Source organism: Paenibacillus rhizoryzae, from assembly GCF_059686995.1.
The window spans coordinates 302,889-319,779 of sequence record NZ_JCAALT010000004.1 but is presented as its reverse complement, the minus strand read 5'-3'; the positions used below and the strand labels follow the sequence as shown (position 1 = coordinate 319,779).

15 protein-coding genes are annotated in these 16,891 nt (G+C 51.2%); 8 read left to right on the top strand and 7 right to left on the bottom strand.

Going from position 1 to position 16,891, the window contains the following annotated elements:
- Nucleotides 1–32: 32 nt before the first annotated feature.
- The gene (locus AC6ESO_RS13995) at nt 33–1,145 is read left to right on the top strand and encodes a glycoside hydrolase family 88 protein (RefSeq protein WP_497092141.1); all 1,113 of its coding nucleotides are present in this window, start codon (nt 33–35) and stop codon (nt 1,143–1,145) included.
- 43 nt (nt 1,146–1,188) lie between these two features.
- Here AC6ESO_RS13995 and AC6ESO_RS13990 read toward each other — a convergent pair whose 3' ends face one another.
- From AC6ESO_RS13990 to AC6ESO_RS13980, 3 genes are read right to left on the bottom strand one after another with little or no spacing between them, the layout of a single operon-like run.
- Nucleotides 1,189–2,268 carry a Ger(x)C family spore germination protein gene (locus AC6ESO_RS13990; RefSeq protein ID WP_497091874.1) on the bottom strand — a complete coding sequence of 360 codons (1,080 nt, stop codon included), beginning with the start codon at nt 2,266–2,268 and terminating at the stop codon, nt 1,189–1,191.
- A gap of 9 nt (nt 2,269–2,277) precedes the next feature.
- Nucleotides 2,278–3,336, bottom strand: a complete 1,059-nt coding sequence (locus AC6ESO_RS13985) for a GerAB/ArcD/ProY family transporter (RefSeq protein WP_497091873.1) — start codon at nt 3,334–3,336, stop codon at nt 2,278–2,280.
- On the bottom strand, nt 3,333–4,652 hold the full coding sequence (locus tag AC6ESO_RS13980) for a spore germination protein (protein WP_497091872.1): 1,320 nt from the start codon (nt 4,650–4,652) through the stop codon (nt 3,333–3,335). Before AC6ESO_RS13980 ends, AC6ESO_RS13985 begins: the two co-directional genes overlap by 4 nt.
- Nucleotides 4,653–4,793: 141 nt before the next feature.
- Between AC6ESO_RS13980 and AC6ESO_RS13975 the strand changes: the two genes are divergently transcribed.
- Both AC6ESO_RS13975 and AC6ESO_RS13970 read left to right on the top strand, forming a co-directional pair.
- On the top strand, nt 4,794–6,695 hold the full coding sequence (locus AC6ESO_RS13975; RefSeq protein ID WP_497091871.1) for an adenylate/guanylate cyclase domain-containing protein: 1,902 nt from the start codon (nt 4,794–4,796) through the stop codon (nt 6,693–6,695).
- Between the two features lie 88 nt (nt 6,696–6,783).
- Nucleotides 6,784–7,572, top strand: a complete 789-nt coding sequence (locus tag AC6ESO_RS13970; RefSeq protein ID WP_497091870.1) for a YhcN/YlaJ family sporulation lipoprotein — start codon at nt 6,784–6,786, stop codon at nt 7,570–7,572.
- Between the two features lie 124 nt (nt 7,573–7,696).
- On the opposite strand, the gene AC6ESO_RS13965 is transcribed toward AC6ESO_RS13970, so the two are convergent.
- A complete protein-coding gene (locus AC6ESO_RS13965) occupies nt 7,697–8,560 on the bottom strand; it encodes a helix-turn-helix transcriptional regulator (protein WP_497091869.1) in 864 nt (287 codons plus the stop codon).
- 175 nt (nt 8,561–8,735) lie between these two features.
- On the opposite strand from AC6ESO_RS13965, the gene AC6ESO_RS13960 reads away from it, so the two are divergent.
- Nucleotides 8,736–9,650, top strand: coding sequence for a phytanoyl-CoA dioxygenase family protein (locus AC6ESO_RS13960; RefSeq protein ID WP_497091868.1), 915 nt, complete (start codon nt 8,736–8,738; stop codon nt 9,648–9,650).
- Between the two features lie 763 nt (nt 9,651–10,413).
- Here the strand turns inward: AC6ESO_RS13960 and AC6ESO_RS13955 are convergent.
- Nucleotides 10,414–10,635 (bottom strand): helix-turn-helix domain-containing protein, encoded by a 222-nt coding sequence (locus AC6ESO_RS13955; RefSeq protein WP_090641524.1) that lies wholly within the window; start codon nt 10,633–10,635, stop codon nt 10,414–10,416.
- 233 nt (nt 10,636–10,868) lie between these two features.
- Here AC6ESO_RS13955 and AC6ESO_RS13950 point away from each other — a divergent pair, with 233 nt between their 5' ends.
- The 3 genes from AC6ESO_RS13950 to glpX are packed head-to-tail and all read left to right on the top strand — an operon-like array spanning nt 10,869 to nt 13,342.
- Nucleotides 10,869–11,528 (top strand): CBS domain-containing protein, encoded by a 660-nt coding sequence (locus tag AC6ESO_RS13950; protein WP_497091867.1) that lies wholly within the window; start codon nt 10,869–10,871, stop codon nt 11,526–11,528.
- Nucleotides 11,529–11,539: 11 nt separating this feature from the next.
- On the top strand, nt 11,540–12,358 hold the full coding sequence (locus AC6ESO_RS13945) for a pyruvate, water dikinase regulatory protein (RefSeq protein ID WP_497091866.1): 819 nt from the start codon (nt 11,540–11,542) through the stop codon (nt 12,356–12,358).
- A gap of 15 nt (nt 12,359–12,373) precedes the next feature.
- On the top strand, nt 12,374–13,342 hold the full coding sequence (gene glpX / locus AC6ESO_RS13940; RefSeq protein ID WP_497091865.1) for a class II fructose-bisphosphatase: 969 nt from the start codon (nt 12,374–12,376) through the stop codon (nt 13,340–13,342).
- 111 nt (nt 13,343–13,453) lie between these two features.
- Here the strand turns inward: glpX and AC6ESO_RS13935 are convergent, their stop codons facing one another.
- Complete coding sequence (locus tag AC6ESO_RS13935) at nt 13,454–14,059, bottom strand: TetR/AcrR family transcriptional regulator (RefSeq protein WP_497091864.1); 606 nt, start codon at nt 14,057–14,059, stop codon at nt 13,454–13,456.
- 228 nt (nt 14,060–14,287) lie between these two features.
- Between AC6ESO_RS13935 and AC6ESO_RS13930 the strand changes: the two genes are divergently transcribed.
- Nucleotides 14,288–15,760, top strand: a complete 1,473-nt coding sequence (locus AC6ESO_RS13930) for a DHA2 family efflux MFS transporter permease subunit (protein WP_497091863.1) — start codon at nt 14,288–14,290, stop codon at nt 15,758–15,760.
- A gap of 77 nt (nt 15,761–15,837) precedes the next feature.
- On the opposite strand, the gene glsA is transcribed toward AC6ESO_RS13930, so the two are convergent.
- On the bottom strand, nt 15,838–16,776 hold the full coding sequence (gene glsA, locus AC6ESO_RS13925) for a glutaminase A (protein ID WP_497091862.1): 939 nt from the start codon (nt 16,774–16,776) through the stop codon (nt 15,838–15,840).
- Between the last annotated feature and the right edge of the window lie 115 nt (nt 16,777–16,891).

Genomic DNA, 16,891 nt, shown 5'->3' with positions numbered 1-16,891 from the left:
TGGCGGAGACTGCACATTCGGAAACAACATCGATGCAATGGGTGAATGAAGCGTGGGAGCAGACGATTCTGAAGGTGAAACGAACAAGTGCCCGAATCGGAGCCGAATTCCCTCATGCAAGCCAGGGCGGCCGATATGGATTGGAGGAGCCGCATTGGTGGACGGCAGGGTTCTGGCCTGGGATGCTGTGGCTGCTGCGTGAAGGCGACCCAGCATTTCAAGCGTTAGCGGAGCAATGTGAGCTTAAGCTTGATGAAGTGCTAGACGGCTTCGACCATCTTGATCATGATTCAGGTTTCATGTGGACGCTAACCAGCATATTCAAATACAAGCTGGGCGGCGGTGAAGTTTCACGCAGGCGAGCCCTCAAAGCAGCGAGTCACTTGGCAGGCCGTTTTAATGTAAAAGGCAATTATATCCGCGCTTGGAATCCTTGGCGGGAAGGCGATAACAATGCAGGTCTGGCGATCATCGATTGCGCGATGAATCTGCCTCTGCTATATTTTGCTTCGCGGGAAAGCGGCGATCCGCGTTACGCTCATATCGCCGAAGCACATATGAGCACCGTACTCGCACATTTCATTCGGCCGGACGGGTCGGTTCGGCATATCGTACGGTTTGACCCGCAGACGGGGGAGGTTGCGGAATATATTGGCGGCCAAGGTTATGCCCCGGAATCTGCATGGTCACGTGGGACAGCATGGGCGCTTTATGGACTTGCTCTGGCCGCGAAGCATACGGGCCGTCAAGAATATATCGATGCCGCCAAGCGAGTGGCGCATTTCTTCCTCTCGCAGCTGCCCGAGGACGCCGTATCAGCATGGGATTTCCGCGCGCCATCCGAGACGAAGACACTTCGCGATTCTTCCGCAGGGGCATGTGCTGCATGCGGCTTATTGCTGCTCGCCGATCTTGTTCCTGAAACGGAATCGAGCAGTTATAGGCAAGCAGGCGAGCGGATATTGGAGTCGCTCTTCCGGAATTACGGAGCCTTCGACGACGAGAAGGAGGAAGGACTTATTTTGCACGGCACGAGTCATTATCCGGAGCGCAAAAATGTCGATGTGCCGCTGATTTACGGCGATTACTTCTTCGTAGAAGGACTGGCGAGGCTTAGAGGAAACAGCATAATTCCTTGGGAGTAATGGAAGCGGCTATAGGGCTGTCCCACACGGGGACAGCCCTTATTCATTCCTCTTGCTCTAAATTTCCGAAATTGTTGATGACGACTTTAACCTGATAATTCACTTTCAGCTTCGGATAAAAGTCGCTTCGCCAACGCTTCAGATCATTGAGCGGAAGCTTGCTTCTAAAGTGATTGCCTAAACCAAGGGGATCGCTCTTGTATTTCTGCAGCTTGGCTGTTAACCGTGTCAGCTGCTCGGTCATATACGATTCCATTTCCTTGGTTAATTCACTTTCGGAGGCATCCTTTCTGCTTTCAGTGACGGCAGCTTTTACGAAGAGCTTACCGTCTAATACAGGCCCTTCTTTAGTTAATCGAGCTTTCCATCTCGTTTTAGCGCTTAGAATCATTAGATTTGCATTCTTTAGAACCTCGATCGCAGCACCGTGATATCGGTTTGTAACCACGTTAGCGAACAGGGTCTCTTCCTTTCCCAGGCGCCCGACCATCTTACCTTCTCGCATAACGGCAGATCCGGGAAAGGCAAGCACTGTTTCCTTGCCTGGACGAATAATGGGGATAATCACGTCTTCGGTATAGGATTTCGTTGATTCATAGGCTTCCCACAGTTTGGTTTTGGCTGTTTTAGGTGTCCAGCCGGCCGCTTTATTGGAGTATTTAAAAAAAGTCGTCACATCGGATTGAATGGCATGATTCGTATTGGTAAACAGCTCCTTCATGTTCGCATCCGTAATGGCTACTAATGATCGGGGCGGAATGCCTCTCGTTCTGATGGCATTATTGAATTCATCCTCCAGCCCTTCGACAGCGACCGATTCATGAAAGACGACCATCTCGATATCCAACATATCGATGTAATTCTCGATATTGACTCTCATATTATCGAAGGCTGAGCTGACCGAACTGGATTCATGCGAAATCGTCTTGATCGAAAATGCTTTCTCGGCAGGAATTGGAATCTGCAAGGTGACTTCGAAGGCTTGAGACTCGCCTTTCGCAATACCAACGATAATGGGCATGGTTCGAAGATTGATATCATGGCTGTCCCAACATCCGCTCAGCAGCAGTACGCAGGAGAGGCTTACGAGGACATTCGCTGTTTTACAATGACGTAAGATCATCGAGTCGGGTCATCTCCTATGCCGCGCTTGTCTTCGGTAGTAAGCTCCGGCTATCGCAATCGCCAGCACTAGCCCAAATCGGGCAGGGGCTCCCCATTCTGACAATTTTTCCAGCTCCCCCATATTTACGATTAGCAGTGCCAATATAAGGACCAGCACGGATACCGTGATCGGATTCGTCATCCATTTGGTTAACCTCGATGAACGGCTTGCCATTGCCCGGGTGAGCCAGAGAAGCCCCGTGACGTTCATTAGTGTGCTCAATAAGACAGCCATCACATAGAACAAGGAGAGCCGGTCAAAGAAAAACCAATTTACCCGGATGGAATCCAAGACAATAATCAGCGGATATCGCAGCGGCGCTGCGCCTTCATGCCCGAACATACCAAGCGGGATATAAACGATAATCAAATAAAAGAACAACGAAAAACACCAAGCTCCCCAGAGCCAGCGCTTTGAGACGTTAGAGACCGGGCCAAAAAAACCGATTACACCGATCGTATGGGAGAAGATAAAGAACAAAGGCAATATTTTCGCTTCCCCCAAGAACGAAAATGTCGGTACGAGCGGACTGATCATGTTTAGCGATAAATTGCCATACGTACTCGCGAGGCTAATGATGATGAGTGGAAGTCCAAATATTCCTACGAGAATGGAGAGTCGCAATAACGAATTTCGCCCGGCATATGAAATACATAACGACGAGAAGAGCAGGAGCGCCATTAACACCCAGATCGGCGTATTCGGAAGAAATAACATTTTGAGCAATTGGGAGTGGCCGCGAATGATGATCGTGATGACCAGAACGTTGCTAATGGTTATCAGCCATAGCCAGATGAATCGGGATATTGCTTTCGTTTGTAAGAAACACAGCAGCAGATCCTCTTTGCTTTCCTTAAATCCCCCTATGAGCAAGCGAAGCAAGACGCCTTGGAGCAGCCATCCAAGCACGACTGTCAACCAATGACCGGAGGGTTGGGACTGGATAATGCTCTGGGGGAAAATAAACATGAGCAGACCATATTGAAGCACGATAAATAAAGCGGCGATCGAGATACCTTGCTTCATCGATTCGGTTTCCCTCCCCTCGGAGCTGTGGTAGGCATAAACGGCTTGCTGAGTATCGTGACATTGCTTATTAGGGAGAGCAGTAAAAATAAGCCGCAAACGATGCCGAGAGGGCCGAACAAGGCGGCAAAAAAGAGCATGATGTATCGCCACAGTCGAACAGTTAGCGCGAATTGATAGCCAATAATCGTAAAGTTGGCGATTGTAGAGGCGGCAAGCACGATAATCAGCAAATTGCTGACTAGCTGCGCTTCGACTACCGCTTGTCCGAGGATGATCCCGCCGACCATCGTCATGGCCGGGCCAATGCTCTTGGGCAATCGGACGATAGCTTCCAGGAGCATTTCAATAATAAAGAGCAGGATGAGCGCTTCCGTTAACGATGGATAAGGAACACCGACACGGCTGCGGGCGATGGAATATATCAATTCCAGCTTCATGACATCCGGATTGATAGAAACTAATGCGACATAAGCGGCAGGAGCGATTATGGCGATGAGCGCACCAAGTACGCGGAAGAAAATAATCATGACGGAAAGAGCTGAAGGTAAGTCTAGGTCCGTATCTAAGATAAATAAGTCGGCAAGATGTACGGGAATGATGAGCGCTTCCGGGTAACCCTCGATCAGCAGCGCAATCCGGCCTTGTTTCAGATAGTGGCAGGCTTCATGAGGCGACTCCGTTCTGTTATAGCAGGGGAGCGGGCTCCATAACGGCTGCTGGCGAAGCCACTTTGCTACTTGGCGAGTAGAGGTGAAGTCTTCGTTGGCATGGGCACGAATGGATGCCTCGCAATCCGCAAGCAGTGCCGCATCCACTGTGTTATCGAGAGATAGAATGAGCATACGCTGTTTGTGCGTAGAGCCGACGAGCACAAGCGATTGCTTCAGATGTGCGGAACGAAGCTCATTTCGGATCAAGCCCACGTTCGTCATAATATCTTCGATGAAGCCGGTTTGCGATGAGATAAGGATGTTTTGATTGTTCGGCACATTAATCGATCGGTTCAAGTTTTGAGACAGGGGCTGTACCCAAATGGCTTCCGAGCGGTTTGAGGTGAAGAGAAGAGCACGTCCTTCCAAAAGACCTTGAACGTGGTCCTCTGCCTTCGCCGCTTCTTCAGCGCCAAGTGTCCACTTCAGCTGTTCCCATGAATAGGATTCGGCAGAAGCGGTTTCCTTGATCCGCCATACGGTTGCCGCGACATCGACGAGGCTCGAAAGTGCGAAGAGTTCAACATGTTTGCCGCCGAGCAAAATATACTGATGTTGAAAATCGGGACTCTTCCCGAGTTTTTTGATGACATGTTCCACCATAACCCACCACCTGTGGGTAGTATTGGCAAAGCGCACCGAAATTATGAGACGACTGGTTCTAATAATAGCTACTGATTGTCACACTTTTCCTTTATGATGAAGAGAGAGTGAACATGAACGGTCAGAAGGGGCTGGGTCATCTTGAGTCAAACGTCTGAAATGAGTACGGCATCAATCCGGATAACGATGGAGAAGCAATTCCCGCAGCTCAAATCTAGCGTGTGGCAAATTTTATCCGATACGAACCGGCTCAACCGAGCGATCGGACTTGACCCGGTGAACAAACAGAAACATTCGCCCAGATCCGTCAGCCGCACGTTGAAATCGAAGGCGCTTCAGCTCATTCCGATGGAGTGGCAGGAGTATCCGTTTGAATGGATGCATGAGCAGTGGTATGAGGTGTTTCGACATTATGCCAAAGGGCCGATGAGCAAATTCCGTTCGGGCATTCGGCTGAAAGCTGTAGAAGTAGATGGGGAAGAACATACGATTGTAACTCTTTATTCCAACATCATACCCGCGGCTGCAGCTATGCATCTTCCGGTGAAACTAATTGCACAACGATCCATGCACAAAACATTTCGCTACATAGAGCACGCAATTGCGGCTGCGGGGAGCGAATCCGCCGTCGGAGGCGCCGCTGTCAGCATCAACGCAAATGCTAGTCGCGTTTACAAGGTTAATGAAAGCAAGCTAAGTCAAGTGCTGGAGCAGCTTGACGGACTTGGCTTTAGCGGTGATCCGGTTGAACGGCTGGCCGCGCTTATCAGGCACAGCGATGATCAAGACGTAGCGGACATTCGCCCCTATGTCCTTGCGCAGAAGTGGCAACTGCCGCGAAGTGAAGTGCTGAAGCTGATGCTGCATGGGACCAGGCTTGGTTTATTTAATCTGGAGTGGCGGTTGATCTGCCCGAATTGCCGGGTAGCGGAATCATCCTCCGATAAACTGGCTGCCATTACGGATCGTTATCATTGCGATTACTGCGGTATTCAATACGAAGTCATGTTTGACCGTTATGTCGAGCTGTGTTTCTCGGTTCATCCTGAGGTTAGACGAGCTGTTCGATCCGTTTATTGCGTCGGAGCTCCGGCGATGGCGCCACATATTCATACGCAGCGACTAATACGTGTGGGAGAGTCGATACGGATGGAGCTTCCTGAGCAGTCCATCGATTGGCGGCTGCGTGTTCTTCGCAGCAACGAGCGTCTTGAGGTAAGGCTGTCGGAGCGGGCAGAGGCGAAGGTTGAAGGTGATGCTAGGCGTGTTATTTTGGCGGATCAGGGATGGCAGCAAGAGGTCTTTCATGGAGAAACCGGAGGATGGTTGACGGTGACCAATGCGCGGGATCTCGATGTTATGGTTGTACTGGAACGCGAAGGCTGGGATGATGTTGTCGCGACTGCTTCCCAGGTGACGATGTTCCCTGAGTTCCGATCGCTGTTTGCGTCCGATGTATTGGCCCCGGGACAACAGGCTGGCGTCTCAAGTTTGACGGTACTGTTTACCGATTTATGCGGATCAACCGCTTATTACGAAAGTGTCGGCGATGCGAGCGCTTACGGTTATGTACGGCATATGTTTGATTTTCTGTCGGAGCAGGTTCAGAAGCATGAAGGAGTCGTTGTCAAAACAATCGGTGATGCGGTTATGGCGGTATTCGACAGTCCGGAAGCGGGGTTTAGAGCAGCGCTGAATATCCAGCAGGGCTGGCATTCGTTGAAAGGACTCGACCTGAGAATCGGGCTTCACCATGGACCTGCGGTAACGGTTGGGATGAACGGGCGAAATGATTATTTTGGACGAACGGTCAACATGGCGGCGCGAATTCAGGCTATCGGCGGTCCACGTGAAATCGTGCTCGAAGCGGAGCTGCTTGCAGGGCTGCCATCAGGCTCGATGGGGGCTGCTTTCGTAGTGACGGCGCCATTTACCGTGGAACTGAAAGGCATGCTTGAGCCTGTTCATTTGGTACGCGTGTTGTCGGAGCAGCAAGAGGAAGCAGTTGAGGACATTGCAGAAATCGCGCTGACTGCTACCTAAAAACTTGCCAGCATAGCTCCTCCCCGTTCGGCTAACCCTATATGTGGGCCGCATCAAACGGTTCATACGAAACGGAGGATGAGATGGAATGCAGCGAAAATTGGCAGTGCTCGCAGCCGGCGCGATGTTGACGACGATACTGACAGGCTGTATGGATAAACAAGGGGATCTCGGTAACCGCAATATCCGAAATAACAGTATTGCTTATGACATGAATGGCAACCGAATCATCCATTCCAGATTTGCAAACGATCAAATGAACGAAATGAATCGTGTGGACGGACACCGATTAAACAGTAATAATATTATCGGTCTTCACAAGAACTACAGGCTGGAAATGAGCCAGGAGATCTCAGACCGGCTGGAACGATTGCCTGAAGTGAATAAGGCCTATGTGATGCTGACTGATGACAACGCCTATGTTGGCGTATCGCTGAAGGACAACGCCGATATGAAGGGCATGGGTACGCGTGCCATGAATGTTCCTTCCGCACCGACTCCGCTCAGTCGTACGCAGCGAGCATACCAGCGTCCAAACATGACTACAAAATCGTTGGATACGAAGATCAGTGCAATTGCTACCGGTCCGAACATGCTGCGGGTGTATAACACTAATCCGGCACCAACGGTTCCTAGTGCTCCGAGCCGAATGACGCGGGATGCTGATGTGGCCGGCGGTCTGAAAGACCGAATTGCCAATGAAGTGAAACAGATGGCGCCGCAAGTGAAGAATGTGTACGTTTCGGCGAATCCGGATTTCTTCGATCGCATGGACGCGTACATGAGCGATGTGAAGCTTGGGCATCCAATTCAAGGCTTTATCGCTGAATTTAATGCCATGGTGGACCGCGTATTCCCGCATAGATCCGGATCTTAAACCCCGGAGTTTCGACCCTTCGGCTGCAGAGCTTAGACGAGGATTTATTACTAGTTACTATGAGCAATTAATCAGCAGCCAATTCACGTTCTCTGACGTGGATTGGCTGTTCCCCTTCATTACGCTAAGTTACCATGGAGGAACAAAACTGGCTGAAGCTTGTGCCCATCTTATTCTTGAACATCCGCCCGAACGTATGCACATCTGCATACCCCACGGCATTAGCGATTTCTCCGATCGACATATTCGTTTGAATGGCGAGCTCTTTGGCCCGTTCGATTCGAACGCGCGTTAAATACTCGAAAGGCGTTATGCCGAATGCATCACGGAATTTGATGATAATATAATTGCGGCTGAGCCCCGACATGGCTTCGAGCTCACTATGCTGAATGTTCTCGTTGCAGTGATTGGCAATGTAATTTCGGATGAGCACCATTTTGGTTTTAATCTTCTGCTGACCTTCAGTCTTCGTTTCCTGCTCCTGTTTAATACCCGACAAATCGGCCAAAATGCTCATCAGCAGACCCTGACACTGCGTATGATGCGTCAATCCGGGCTGATGATAATGCGTAATCAGCTGCGTGAGTTTCTTCTCGATATCATGCCCTGCGAAGTTACCTAAGTAACGCTCCTCGCCAAGCATACGCTCAACCGGATAGTTCGTTTCTCCGAAGTCGAATAGGATGGAGATGCAAATATATTTTTCCCCTGGAATCGTATGAACCTCATGAGCCTGGGACGGGGAGTGGTAGATCAAATCGCCGCGCCGTGTAATGTAAGTTCGATCCTCGATGCGATATTCGGCGGCACCTTCAACGACATATTGGAACTGATAGTTGTTCAGCATCCTTCTTGCGATATCCCAGTGCTGCGGCGCGTGAAACAGATGGGCGAGTGTGATGTAGGGGGGATGAAAATACAAACCTGCTACATGCTCGGGCAGTGAGTGATGATAGTAAGGGATTTTGGGCGGCATATTCGTGGTCATACGGGTCGGGATCACCTCTGTGGCGTTAGAGTAGGTGTTGACTATTCAAGATTACTATCGCAATATCGTGTGATTTCTGCAACCTCTTTGTTACTTTCAACTACATACACCTTTCGTCCAAATCCCTTATACTTAGCTCAGAAGCACTTATTATCCATGAGGGAGTGGAACAAATATGGGCACGATCCATGTGGAAATTCCTTTCGTCGATGCAGCGGCGCAGGACAGTATAACGGAGGAACAGGCGCAGTTTTTCTTGGATAACGGTTTTCTTGTCATTCGGAATGTGGTTGTAGGCGAAGAATTGAAGTTGGTGCAGTCTGAAATGCAAGCGCTTTATGAGAAAGGCGCGGCAGGCGTAGACGACGACCCGGATTTCATGTACGGCATTGGTGTGAAATCAGGCCAATCGATCTTTAAACGTGTTGAATATGTCATTGCAAAAAGCGATCCGATGAAGGTGCTGCTCGGTCATCCGTTTATCCTTCGTTCCGTGGAGAAGCTGCAGGGCCGCAACTTCATCGCAACCTGGGATTCCATGGTGTTGAAAGCGCCAAATGAAGGCATTATCGTTCCCTGGCATCGCGATGCGGCGGTACCGGAAGGCTGTACAGATACGCGGCCGATATTCAATGTGGATTTCTATTTGGATGAGGCGGATATGCAAACCTGCTTATGGGTGATCCCGGGGAGCAATAAGTGGAGCAAAGAAGAAGCGGACAACCGCTGCAAGCAGCCTGGTTTCACGACGGAGGATGCGATCCCGGTTCCGATGCAGCCCGGCGATGTGATCTTCCACAATATCGAGGTGCTGCACGGCTCGCCTGCAGGCGACGGCAACCCGCTGCGCCGCACCGTCTACTACGAATTCCGCCCCGGCGAAATCGAAGCCGAATTCGGCCCGCACACGCTGGAGTATCTGGCGCTAAAGCAGCATCTGCTGCAGGATTGCATCGAACGCCGCAAAGGCGCCTCATATGCGCAAGGCGAAACGCCGTTCGCGTATGAGCCCAGTGGCGCATTCGCGATCCGCTCACCGAAGCCGCCTGCGCAATATCGTTATGCGCACGAAGTGTATTGGCGCCGATAGGCGCTTGAGTGGGCCTGCGGCCCGGTCGCGATTTCGCGGCTGGGTCGCGGGTTTTTTGTTATTGCTCAACGAACTATCGCTCCAGATCGCGGTGATTAGTGAGCTTCCCCGCCAACAACCTTCGCGCGGCCGCTGGGCGTTCCTAAATGGAACTCTCCCCGCCGAAATCGCATATTAAAGCAACTGAGAATTCTGAAAAGGAACTCTCAGCAACCAAACTATCGCAACTAACCTCCGCGAGTTCGCTGAGCGTTCCAAAATGGAACGCTCACAGCTGAAATCGCATATTTCAGCAAATGAGAGTTCTGAAATGGAACGCTCGCAACCAAACTATCCCAACCAACCTCCGCGAGTTCGCTGAGCGTTCCAAAATGGAACTCTCCCCGCCGAAATCGCACATTTCAGCAAATGAGAGTTCTGAAATGGAACTCTCAGCAACCAAACTATCCCAACCAACTCCGCGAGTTCGCTGAGCGTTCCAAAATGGAACGCTCCCCGCCGAAATCGCACAAAAAAGTAGCTGAAAGTCCGGAAATGGAACTTTCAGCAACCAAACTAACCCATCCAACCTACGCGCGTTCGCTGAGAGTCGGAAAACCCGACTCTCGCTACCGAAAACGCTGCAAAAAGAAGCTGCAAGTCGGAAAATCCGCTTCTCAGCTCCCAAGCTGCCCCATAAACGTCAAAAAACCTTCTCGCAAACGTTTCCGAATAAATTCGGAAGCATTGCCAGAAGGCTGAGCAAGGTATGCGGTGATTTTCGTCAAATCTTTAATTCCCCAAGCTTTATAAGCTCGACAACCGCTTGTGAACGACCTTTAACGTTCAACTTCTGCATGACGTTGGAGATGTGGTTTCGAACAGTTTTCTCGCTGATGAACAGTTGCTGTGCGATATCCCTTGTGGTTTTATCCTGCACAAGCAGCTCGAAAACCTCGCGTTCACGATGAGTTAATAAGAACTTGCTCTTCTGGTCGCTACCCATTGATGTTTGTCACCCCTCCTTGCTCGGGTTTTTATGGTTTAACAAGGTTAAGGGATACAGTCAAATTATATTATGATCAGGCGCCTGTAGTGGTGCGGTATATTGAAAAAATGGGCGGGTATTTGTCGCCCCATGACAGGTGCGGGGACAATAGTCGAAACAACCAAAAATAGCCAAATATATATTGTGTACTAATGAATCAATATGATACATTAATTATCAAATAAGGACGCATGAATGAGGTGGTTGGCATCACGTTAACGGCAAGGCAAGTCGAAATTTTAAAGCTCGTGAAGCTGCATGCGCCGATTACGGGCGATCAGCTTGCGGAGATGCTGGGGACGGGGAAACCGACGCTGCGCGCGGATTTATCGCTGCTCGTGATGCTGCGGCTCTTGGAGGCGAAGCCGAGAGTGGGGTATTTTCCGGGGACGGCGGCGCAAGGAAGAGAGCAAGTGCTCAAGCGCTGGGAAGACGCATGTGTGAAGGATGTGCAGGGACTGCCAATCAGTGTGGCGGAGACCGCATCCGTCCATGACGCTGTTATTACCTTATTCATGGGCAATGCCGAGGTGCTCACCGTAGTGGATGAGAACCGGCATTTTGTAGGCGTAGTGACACCGAAGGATTTGCTCAAAATCACGCTCGGCAGCAGCAATGCCGCCTCGATTCCGGTAAGTATGGCGATGTCGCGTTTGCCGGCTATTGCAGCCGTGCAAGCCAATCATCCGCTGATGGACGCGGTGAAGAAGATGCTTGTACAGGAGCTGGACGGTTTACCGGTGGTTTCAGGTGAAGAACAGCCGGCGAATCGATATGAGGTCGTTGGGTGGATTAGCAAAACGAATATCCTCCGCTGGATGATGGAGCTGGAATCGGACAGGCAGGGATAAGGAGGCAGGACGTGGGGAGCTCGGGGAAACGTGTGCAGCCGATTTATATTTGCTCGGATGCAGTTGGGGAAACGGCGGAAGCGGTCGTGAAGGCGGCGATGCGGCAGTTCGCTTTTGAAGATGTGAAATTGATTCGGTGCGGCCACATCAAGACGGAGGACGAAATCGTCCATATTGTCGGAGATGCAGCCGGTGCTGGCGGATTCATCGCCTATACACTGGTGCAACCGGAGCTCCGTGAAACGATGAGAGAGGAAGCGCTGCTGAAAGGCGTGCGCGCCATTGATGTACTGGGACCGATGATGCAGGCTTTTATCGATACGTTCAACGATTCACCGAAACGGCAACCAGGCCTGCTTCATACGCTCGACGATGACTATTACCGCCGCATTGAAGCGATTGAATTCGCGGTGAAATACGATGACGGCAAGGACACGAAAGGGCTGCTGCTCGCAGAGGTTGTCATTGTGGGCGTATCCCGAACGTCGAAAACACCGCTAAGCATCTATCTTGCCCATAAAGGCATTCGGGTCGCCAACTTGCCGCTCGTGCCGGAAGTGAAGGTACCGCAGGAGCTTTATCAAGGAATACGGCTCGTCGTAGGGTTAACGATGCAGCCGGAGAAGCTTTCAGGAATACGAACCGAAAGACTTAAAGCGATGGGACTCCCCTTCTCCGCGAAATATGCATCCTCAGAGCGCATCGACGCAGAGCTGGCCTACGCGCAATCGATTATGAATTCGTTAAACTGTCCGATTATCGATGTCACCGAGAAAGCGATTGAAGAAACAGCGGGCATCATTATTGGTTGGCTGCAGCAAGCAAACTGAGGAGGCAGATGTACGATGGAGCGGGAACTGGCACTTGAAATTGTACGCGTAACGGAGCTGGCGGCCCTTGCTGCCGCTCCTTGGATGGGCCGAGGAGACAAGCATCGCGCCGATGAAGCGGCGACGAATGCGATGCGTGGTATGTTGGATTCCGTCTCGATTCGAGGGACGGTCGTCATTGGGGAAGGCGAAATGGATGAAGCGCCAATGCTCTACATTGGTGAAGTAGTCGGCAGCCTTCAAGGTCCGGAGGTGGATGTGGCGGTGGATCCGCTGGAAGGGACGGAGCTCGTAGCGAGAGGGCTCAACAACGCGATGGCCGTCATCGCCGTCGCTCCGAAAGGTCGGCTGCTGCATGCACCGGATATGTACATGGAGAAGCTTGCCGTTGGTCCGGCGCTTGCCGGTAAGCTGAAGCTGGAGGATCCAATCCGCACGACCGTGGAGAAAGCGGCGCTTGCCCTTCACAAGCAAGTTTCGGACTTAACGGTCATGATCCTTGACCGCGAGCGCCACGCGGAGCTGATCCGCTCGCTTCGAGAGGTCGGCGTACGCATTAAGTTTCTGTCGGACGGCGACGTTGCAGGCGCGATTGCTCCGGCATTTCCTGAAGCCGGCATCGACCTGTATGTCGGATCTGGAGGCGCGCCGGAGGGAGTGCTTGCCGCTGCCGCGCTCAAATGCCTTGGCGGCGAGATTCAAGGCCGGCTCATGCCCCTGAATGAGGAGCAGGAAGAACGCTGCAGAGCCATGGGACTTTCCGATCCGCGTAAGTTGCTGCGCATGGAGGATATGATCGGCAATGACGATGTTATCTTCGCTGCTACAGGCGTCACGCCGGGCGAGTTTCTTGGCGGTGTCTCCATGCTGCCGGATCAACGGGCCGAGACCCATTCTATCGTCATGCGTGTGAAGACCCGCACTATTCGCTACATTAAGTCCCAGCATTATTTGCCGAACAAGCCGATTTTGGGTCAGCTATAGGGATATCGATAGCGAAATAAAACTTAAACCATTCAACCAAATAAAGGACGCTGGCGAGCAAACCCTTTACCTACAAGGGAATTGCGCGTCAGCGTCCTTTTTGCAACTGCATTAACGTCCGAGGAATAGGCTACTGTAATAAGAAATGTACTTCGCCTTCATTTGTTCCGTTGTCTGTCCGCGATCGTCGGTGAAGTAGAGAAACGCAATCGGACTCATGGATATCGTAATATGGAAGGCTGCGAACTCGGTATCCACGTTAGGGGCCAAGCCGGATGCAACAGCTTCATCAAGGAGATTCTTCAGCACGCCCGTCACGAATTGAAAAGGCGGCGAGTTGACCATGTTATCCCGATCATCCGAACACCAGGCATCCGGCTGAATCGCATTAAACCACTGCATTTCAGTTGCGATAAAATCAATCCAGCGCGATAAGAACGTTTCCATTCGCTCGCGTACGGGCAGCTGCGCCTCAAGCGCAAGATAAGCGGACATATTGGATGCAAACCGCTCGAAGCGATCCGTGAGAAGTTCCATGCAGAGCTCGGCCTTTGAGGAATAACGTCTGTATAATGTGCCTTGCCCGACGCCTGCGCACTTGGCAATCTGATGCATGCTGACGCTTTCCACACCATGTTCATGAAACAGCTGGGAGGCTGTATCGAGTATAAGCTCTCGGTGTCTGGCGGCATCCTTTCGTTCGCTCCGTTGCTGCATATGCCATGAACCTCCTGAAATTGAAAAAAGTTCACATTGTCTTTCATTGACAATGTGCGTAGCGTTAGGTAAGCTGTATTTAAAGCGGACAATTGTCCATTTATAAAAAACCGAGATGTTCCGAACTAGGTTCCAATGCCTTTATTGTACTCCTCTCCCTAGGAAGGGTCAATGCAAGTGCGGGGATCGGAAGGAGCATAGGACGGGTAAAGGGAGCTGGAGAGTACGATGTCTGCACAAGCAATATCAGCTGCAAAGAGCGAAGAGCCGTTTTCCATTCGGAAAATATTAGGGCCGCTGGCAGCAATTATTATCGGGATTTTCATGGTCGTGCTGGACGGAACAGCCGTTAACGTGGCGCTTCCGGGTTTGCTTAAAGAGTTTAACACGACGTATCAGGTAGTATCCTGGACCGTTACGGGGTATGCACTGGCACAAGCAGCGGTTATCCCGCTTGCCGGATGGTTGTCTGACCGTTTTGGTGCGAAGCAAGTATTCCTCACATCCGTATTTCTATTTACGGTAGGCTCACTGCTTTGCGCATTGGCAACATCTGTTGAAACCTTGATTATTTTCCGTATCGTGCAAGGGATCGGCGGAGGGATGGTACTTCCGGTCGCGATGGCGTTCATTTATCGTCTTAGCCCACCGGAGAAGGTTGGCGCAGTAATGGGGATGATGGGGATTCCGATCCTTCTTGCTCCGGCGCTTGGACCTGTACTTGCCGGTTATCTGGTTGACTATGTCAGCTGGAAATGGTTGTTCCTGATCAACATTCCAATCGGTGTATTCGGCGTATTCCTTGGTATTCGCTCTTTGCCGCGCATTGAGCGTCAGGCAGTAGCCGCACTTGATAAGCTTGGATTCCTCTTGGCACCAATCGCTTTCGCTGGTCTTTCGTACGGTGTTAGTGAAGGCGCGACAAGCTGGACGGCGTCGAAGACGATTATCGGTATTGTTGTTGGTGCAGTAGCCCTTATCTTGTTCGTTATCGTTGAACTCAGACGTAAAGATCCACTGCTTGAGCTTCGTGTGTTCCGTTCAATGGACTTCACGAAAGGGATTGTCGTACAATGGATTTCCCAAATCGCATTGTTCGGCACGATGTTCCTAGTTCCTCTATTCCTGCAGCAAGCACAGCATTACAGTGCATTCGACACAGGACTTATTATGCTTCCGCAAGCGATCGCCGCAGCTTTGTTCATGCCAATAGGCGGGATGCTCTACGATAAGATCGGTGCAAGACCGCTAGTATTCGCAGGGATGCTGCTCGTAACAGTAGCGGCGTACATCTTCTCTCATGTTGATGCAGAATCCGGCAAAATGATGATTATGGGTCCGCTGGCCTTGCTTGGAGCAGGTATGGGGATGTCGATGATGCCATTGAATACGCATCTGATGCAATCCGCGCCGCGTGATCTCGTCAGCCGCGTAACTTCGCTTACGAATGCTGCGCAGCAAATCATGACTTCATTTGCAGTGGCAGGTTTGGCAACCATTCTTGCAAAACGCATGGTGTTCTACGGACCGACAGCTAAGAGTGAGCTTGAAGCTTATTCCCTCTCATTCGGAGATACGTTCCTGATCTTGACGTTCATCGCGATCTTCGGCGCTGTACTGGGCCTATTGCTTCGCAAACCGGCACCGATTGCCGGTGAAGAAGGCAATCAACAACCGGAAATGATGATGCACGTAGGTTAATTGCATCACATCTATATGAAAGAGGCTGAACAGGTGGGGTTTCCCACCAAGTTCAGCCTCTTTTCTCATTCCGCTGCTTAGAATATCCGCCAATCAAGTTCTGCCGACATTGTTTCCAGCAAGTGAACACCTGCTGTGCTGTTTCCTTTCGTACCGAGTGCCGGGCCGATGACGCCGATGCCGTACTTGCCGGGAACTAGGGCGAGTATGCCGCCGGACACGCCGCTTTTTGCCGGGATGCCGACTTTAATCGCGAATTCACCGGATGCGTTGTACATACCGCACATAATCATGAACGTTTTGGCGATCTGTACATAACGCTTCGGTACGATTTGTTTTCCCGCCAAGGGGTCGAAACCGTCGAAGGCCAGAAGCAGAGCCATTCGTGCAAGCTGATTACAGCTGACTTCGATGGAGCAATGCCGGAAGTAGACGCGGAGCACATCTTCAACGTCAATTTCTTCGCCTAGCACTTCGTTATCCTTAAGGAAATAAGCGAGTGAGCGATTCCGATGCGCCGTTGCCGATTCGGAACGAAAGACATCCTCGTTGACGGACAAAGCCGTACCGCCTGCCGCTTCCTCGAAGAAAGCCAGAATACGCTGCGTCTTGGCAGCGGGTGTATCGCCGTGAATCAATGAACTGATTGCAATTGCCCCGGCATTGATAAGCGGATTGAACGGTTTGCCCGGTTCAACAAGCTCAAGCTTCAGCATCGAGTTGAAATCGTCACCGGTCGGTTCCATGCCAACTTTGGCAAACACGCCGTCCTCCCCGTTATCCATAAGAGCCAGGAGCAGTGTGAACACCTTCGAAATACTCTGCATGGTAAACGGAAAATCAGTCTCTCCGGCGCTGATCGTCTCTCCGCCGGCACCCATAACCGTAATACCTAGCGCATCCGCGGGTGCTTTGGCTAGCTCCGGTATATAAGAGGCCACTTGTCCTTCGCTGGCATGCAGCCGGCTTGCATGTACCCATAACGGCAGCGCTTCTCGCAATAGCTCCATCATCATTGTCGCCTCATCCTCTTCGCTGTCCTTTTCTACTTCATAGTGTACGGCGCACCGGAGTTGCTCTGCAAGAGGGAAAAGAATTTCCACTATCTGAGAGCTAGGCCGATCGTGTACA

Bases quoted from the DNA above. Each gene is read 5' to 3' on its own strand.
- AC6ESO_RS13990 (WP_497091874.1), bottom strand. From the start codon at position 2,268: ATGATCTTACGTCATTGTAAAACAGCGAATGTCCTCGTAAGCCTCTCC.
- AC6ESO_RS13995 (WP_497092141.1), top strand. From the start codon at position 33: ATGCAATGGGTGAATGAAGCGTGGGAGCAGACGATTCTGAAGGTGAAA.
- AC6ESO_RS13980 (WP_497091872.1), bottom strand. From the start codon at position 4,652: ATGGTGGAACATGTCATCAAAAAACTCGGGAAGAGTCCCGATTTTCAA.
- AC6ESO_RS13935 (WP_497091864.1), bottom strand. From the start codon at position 14,059: ATGCAGCAACGGAGCGAACGAAAGGATGCCGCCAGACACCGAGAGCTT.
- AC6ESO_RS13955 (WP_090641524.1), bottom strand. From the start codon at position 10,635: ATGGGTAGCGACCAGAAGAGCAAGTTCTTATTAACTCATCGTGAACGC.
- AC6ESO_RS13985 (WP_497091873.1), bottom strand. From the start codon at position 3,336: ATGAAGCAAGGTATCTCGATCGCCGCTTTATTTATCGTGCTTCAATAT.
- glsA (WP_497091862.1), bottom strand. From the start codon at position 16,776: ATGATGATGGAGCTATTGCGAGAAGCGCTGCCGTTATGGGTACATGCA.
- AC6ESO_RS13965 (WP_497091869.1), bottom strand. From the start codon at position 8,560: ATGACCACGAATATGCCGCCCAAAATCCCTTACTATCATCACTCACTG.
- AC6ESO_RS13930 (WP_497091863.1), top strand. From the start codon at position 14,288: ATGTCTGCACAAGCAATATCAGCTGCAAAGAGCGAAGAGCCGTTTTCC.
- AC6ESO_RS13950 (WP_497091867.1), top strand. From the start codon at position 10,869: ATGAATGAGGTGGTTGGCATCACGTTAACGGCAAGGCAAGTCGAAATT.
- glpX (WP_497091865.1), top strand. From the start codon at position 12,374: ATGGAGCGGGAACTGGCACTTGAAATTGTACGCGTAACGGAGCTGGCG.
- AC6ESO_RS13960 (WP_497091868.1), top strand. From the start codon at position 8,736: ATGGGCACGATCCATGTGGAAATTCCTTTCGTCGATGCAGCGGCGCAG.
- AC6ESO_RS13970 (WP_497091870.1), top strand. From the start codon at position 6,784: ATGCAGCGAAAATTGGCAGTGCTCGCAGCCGGCGCGATGTTGACGACG.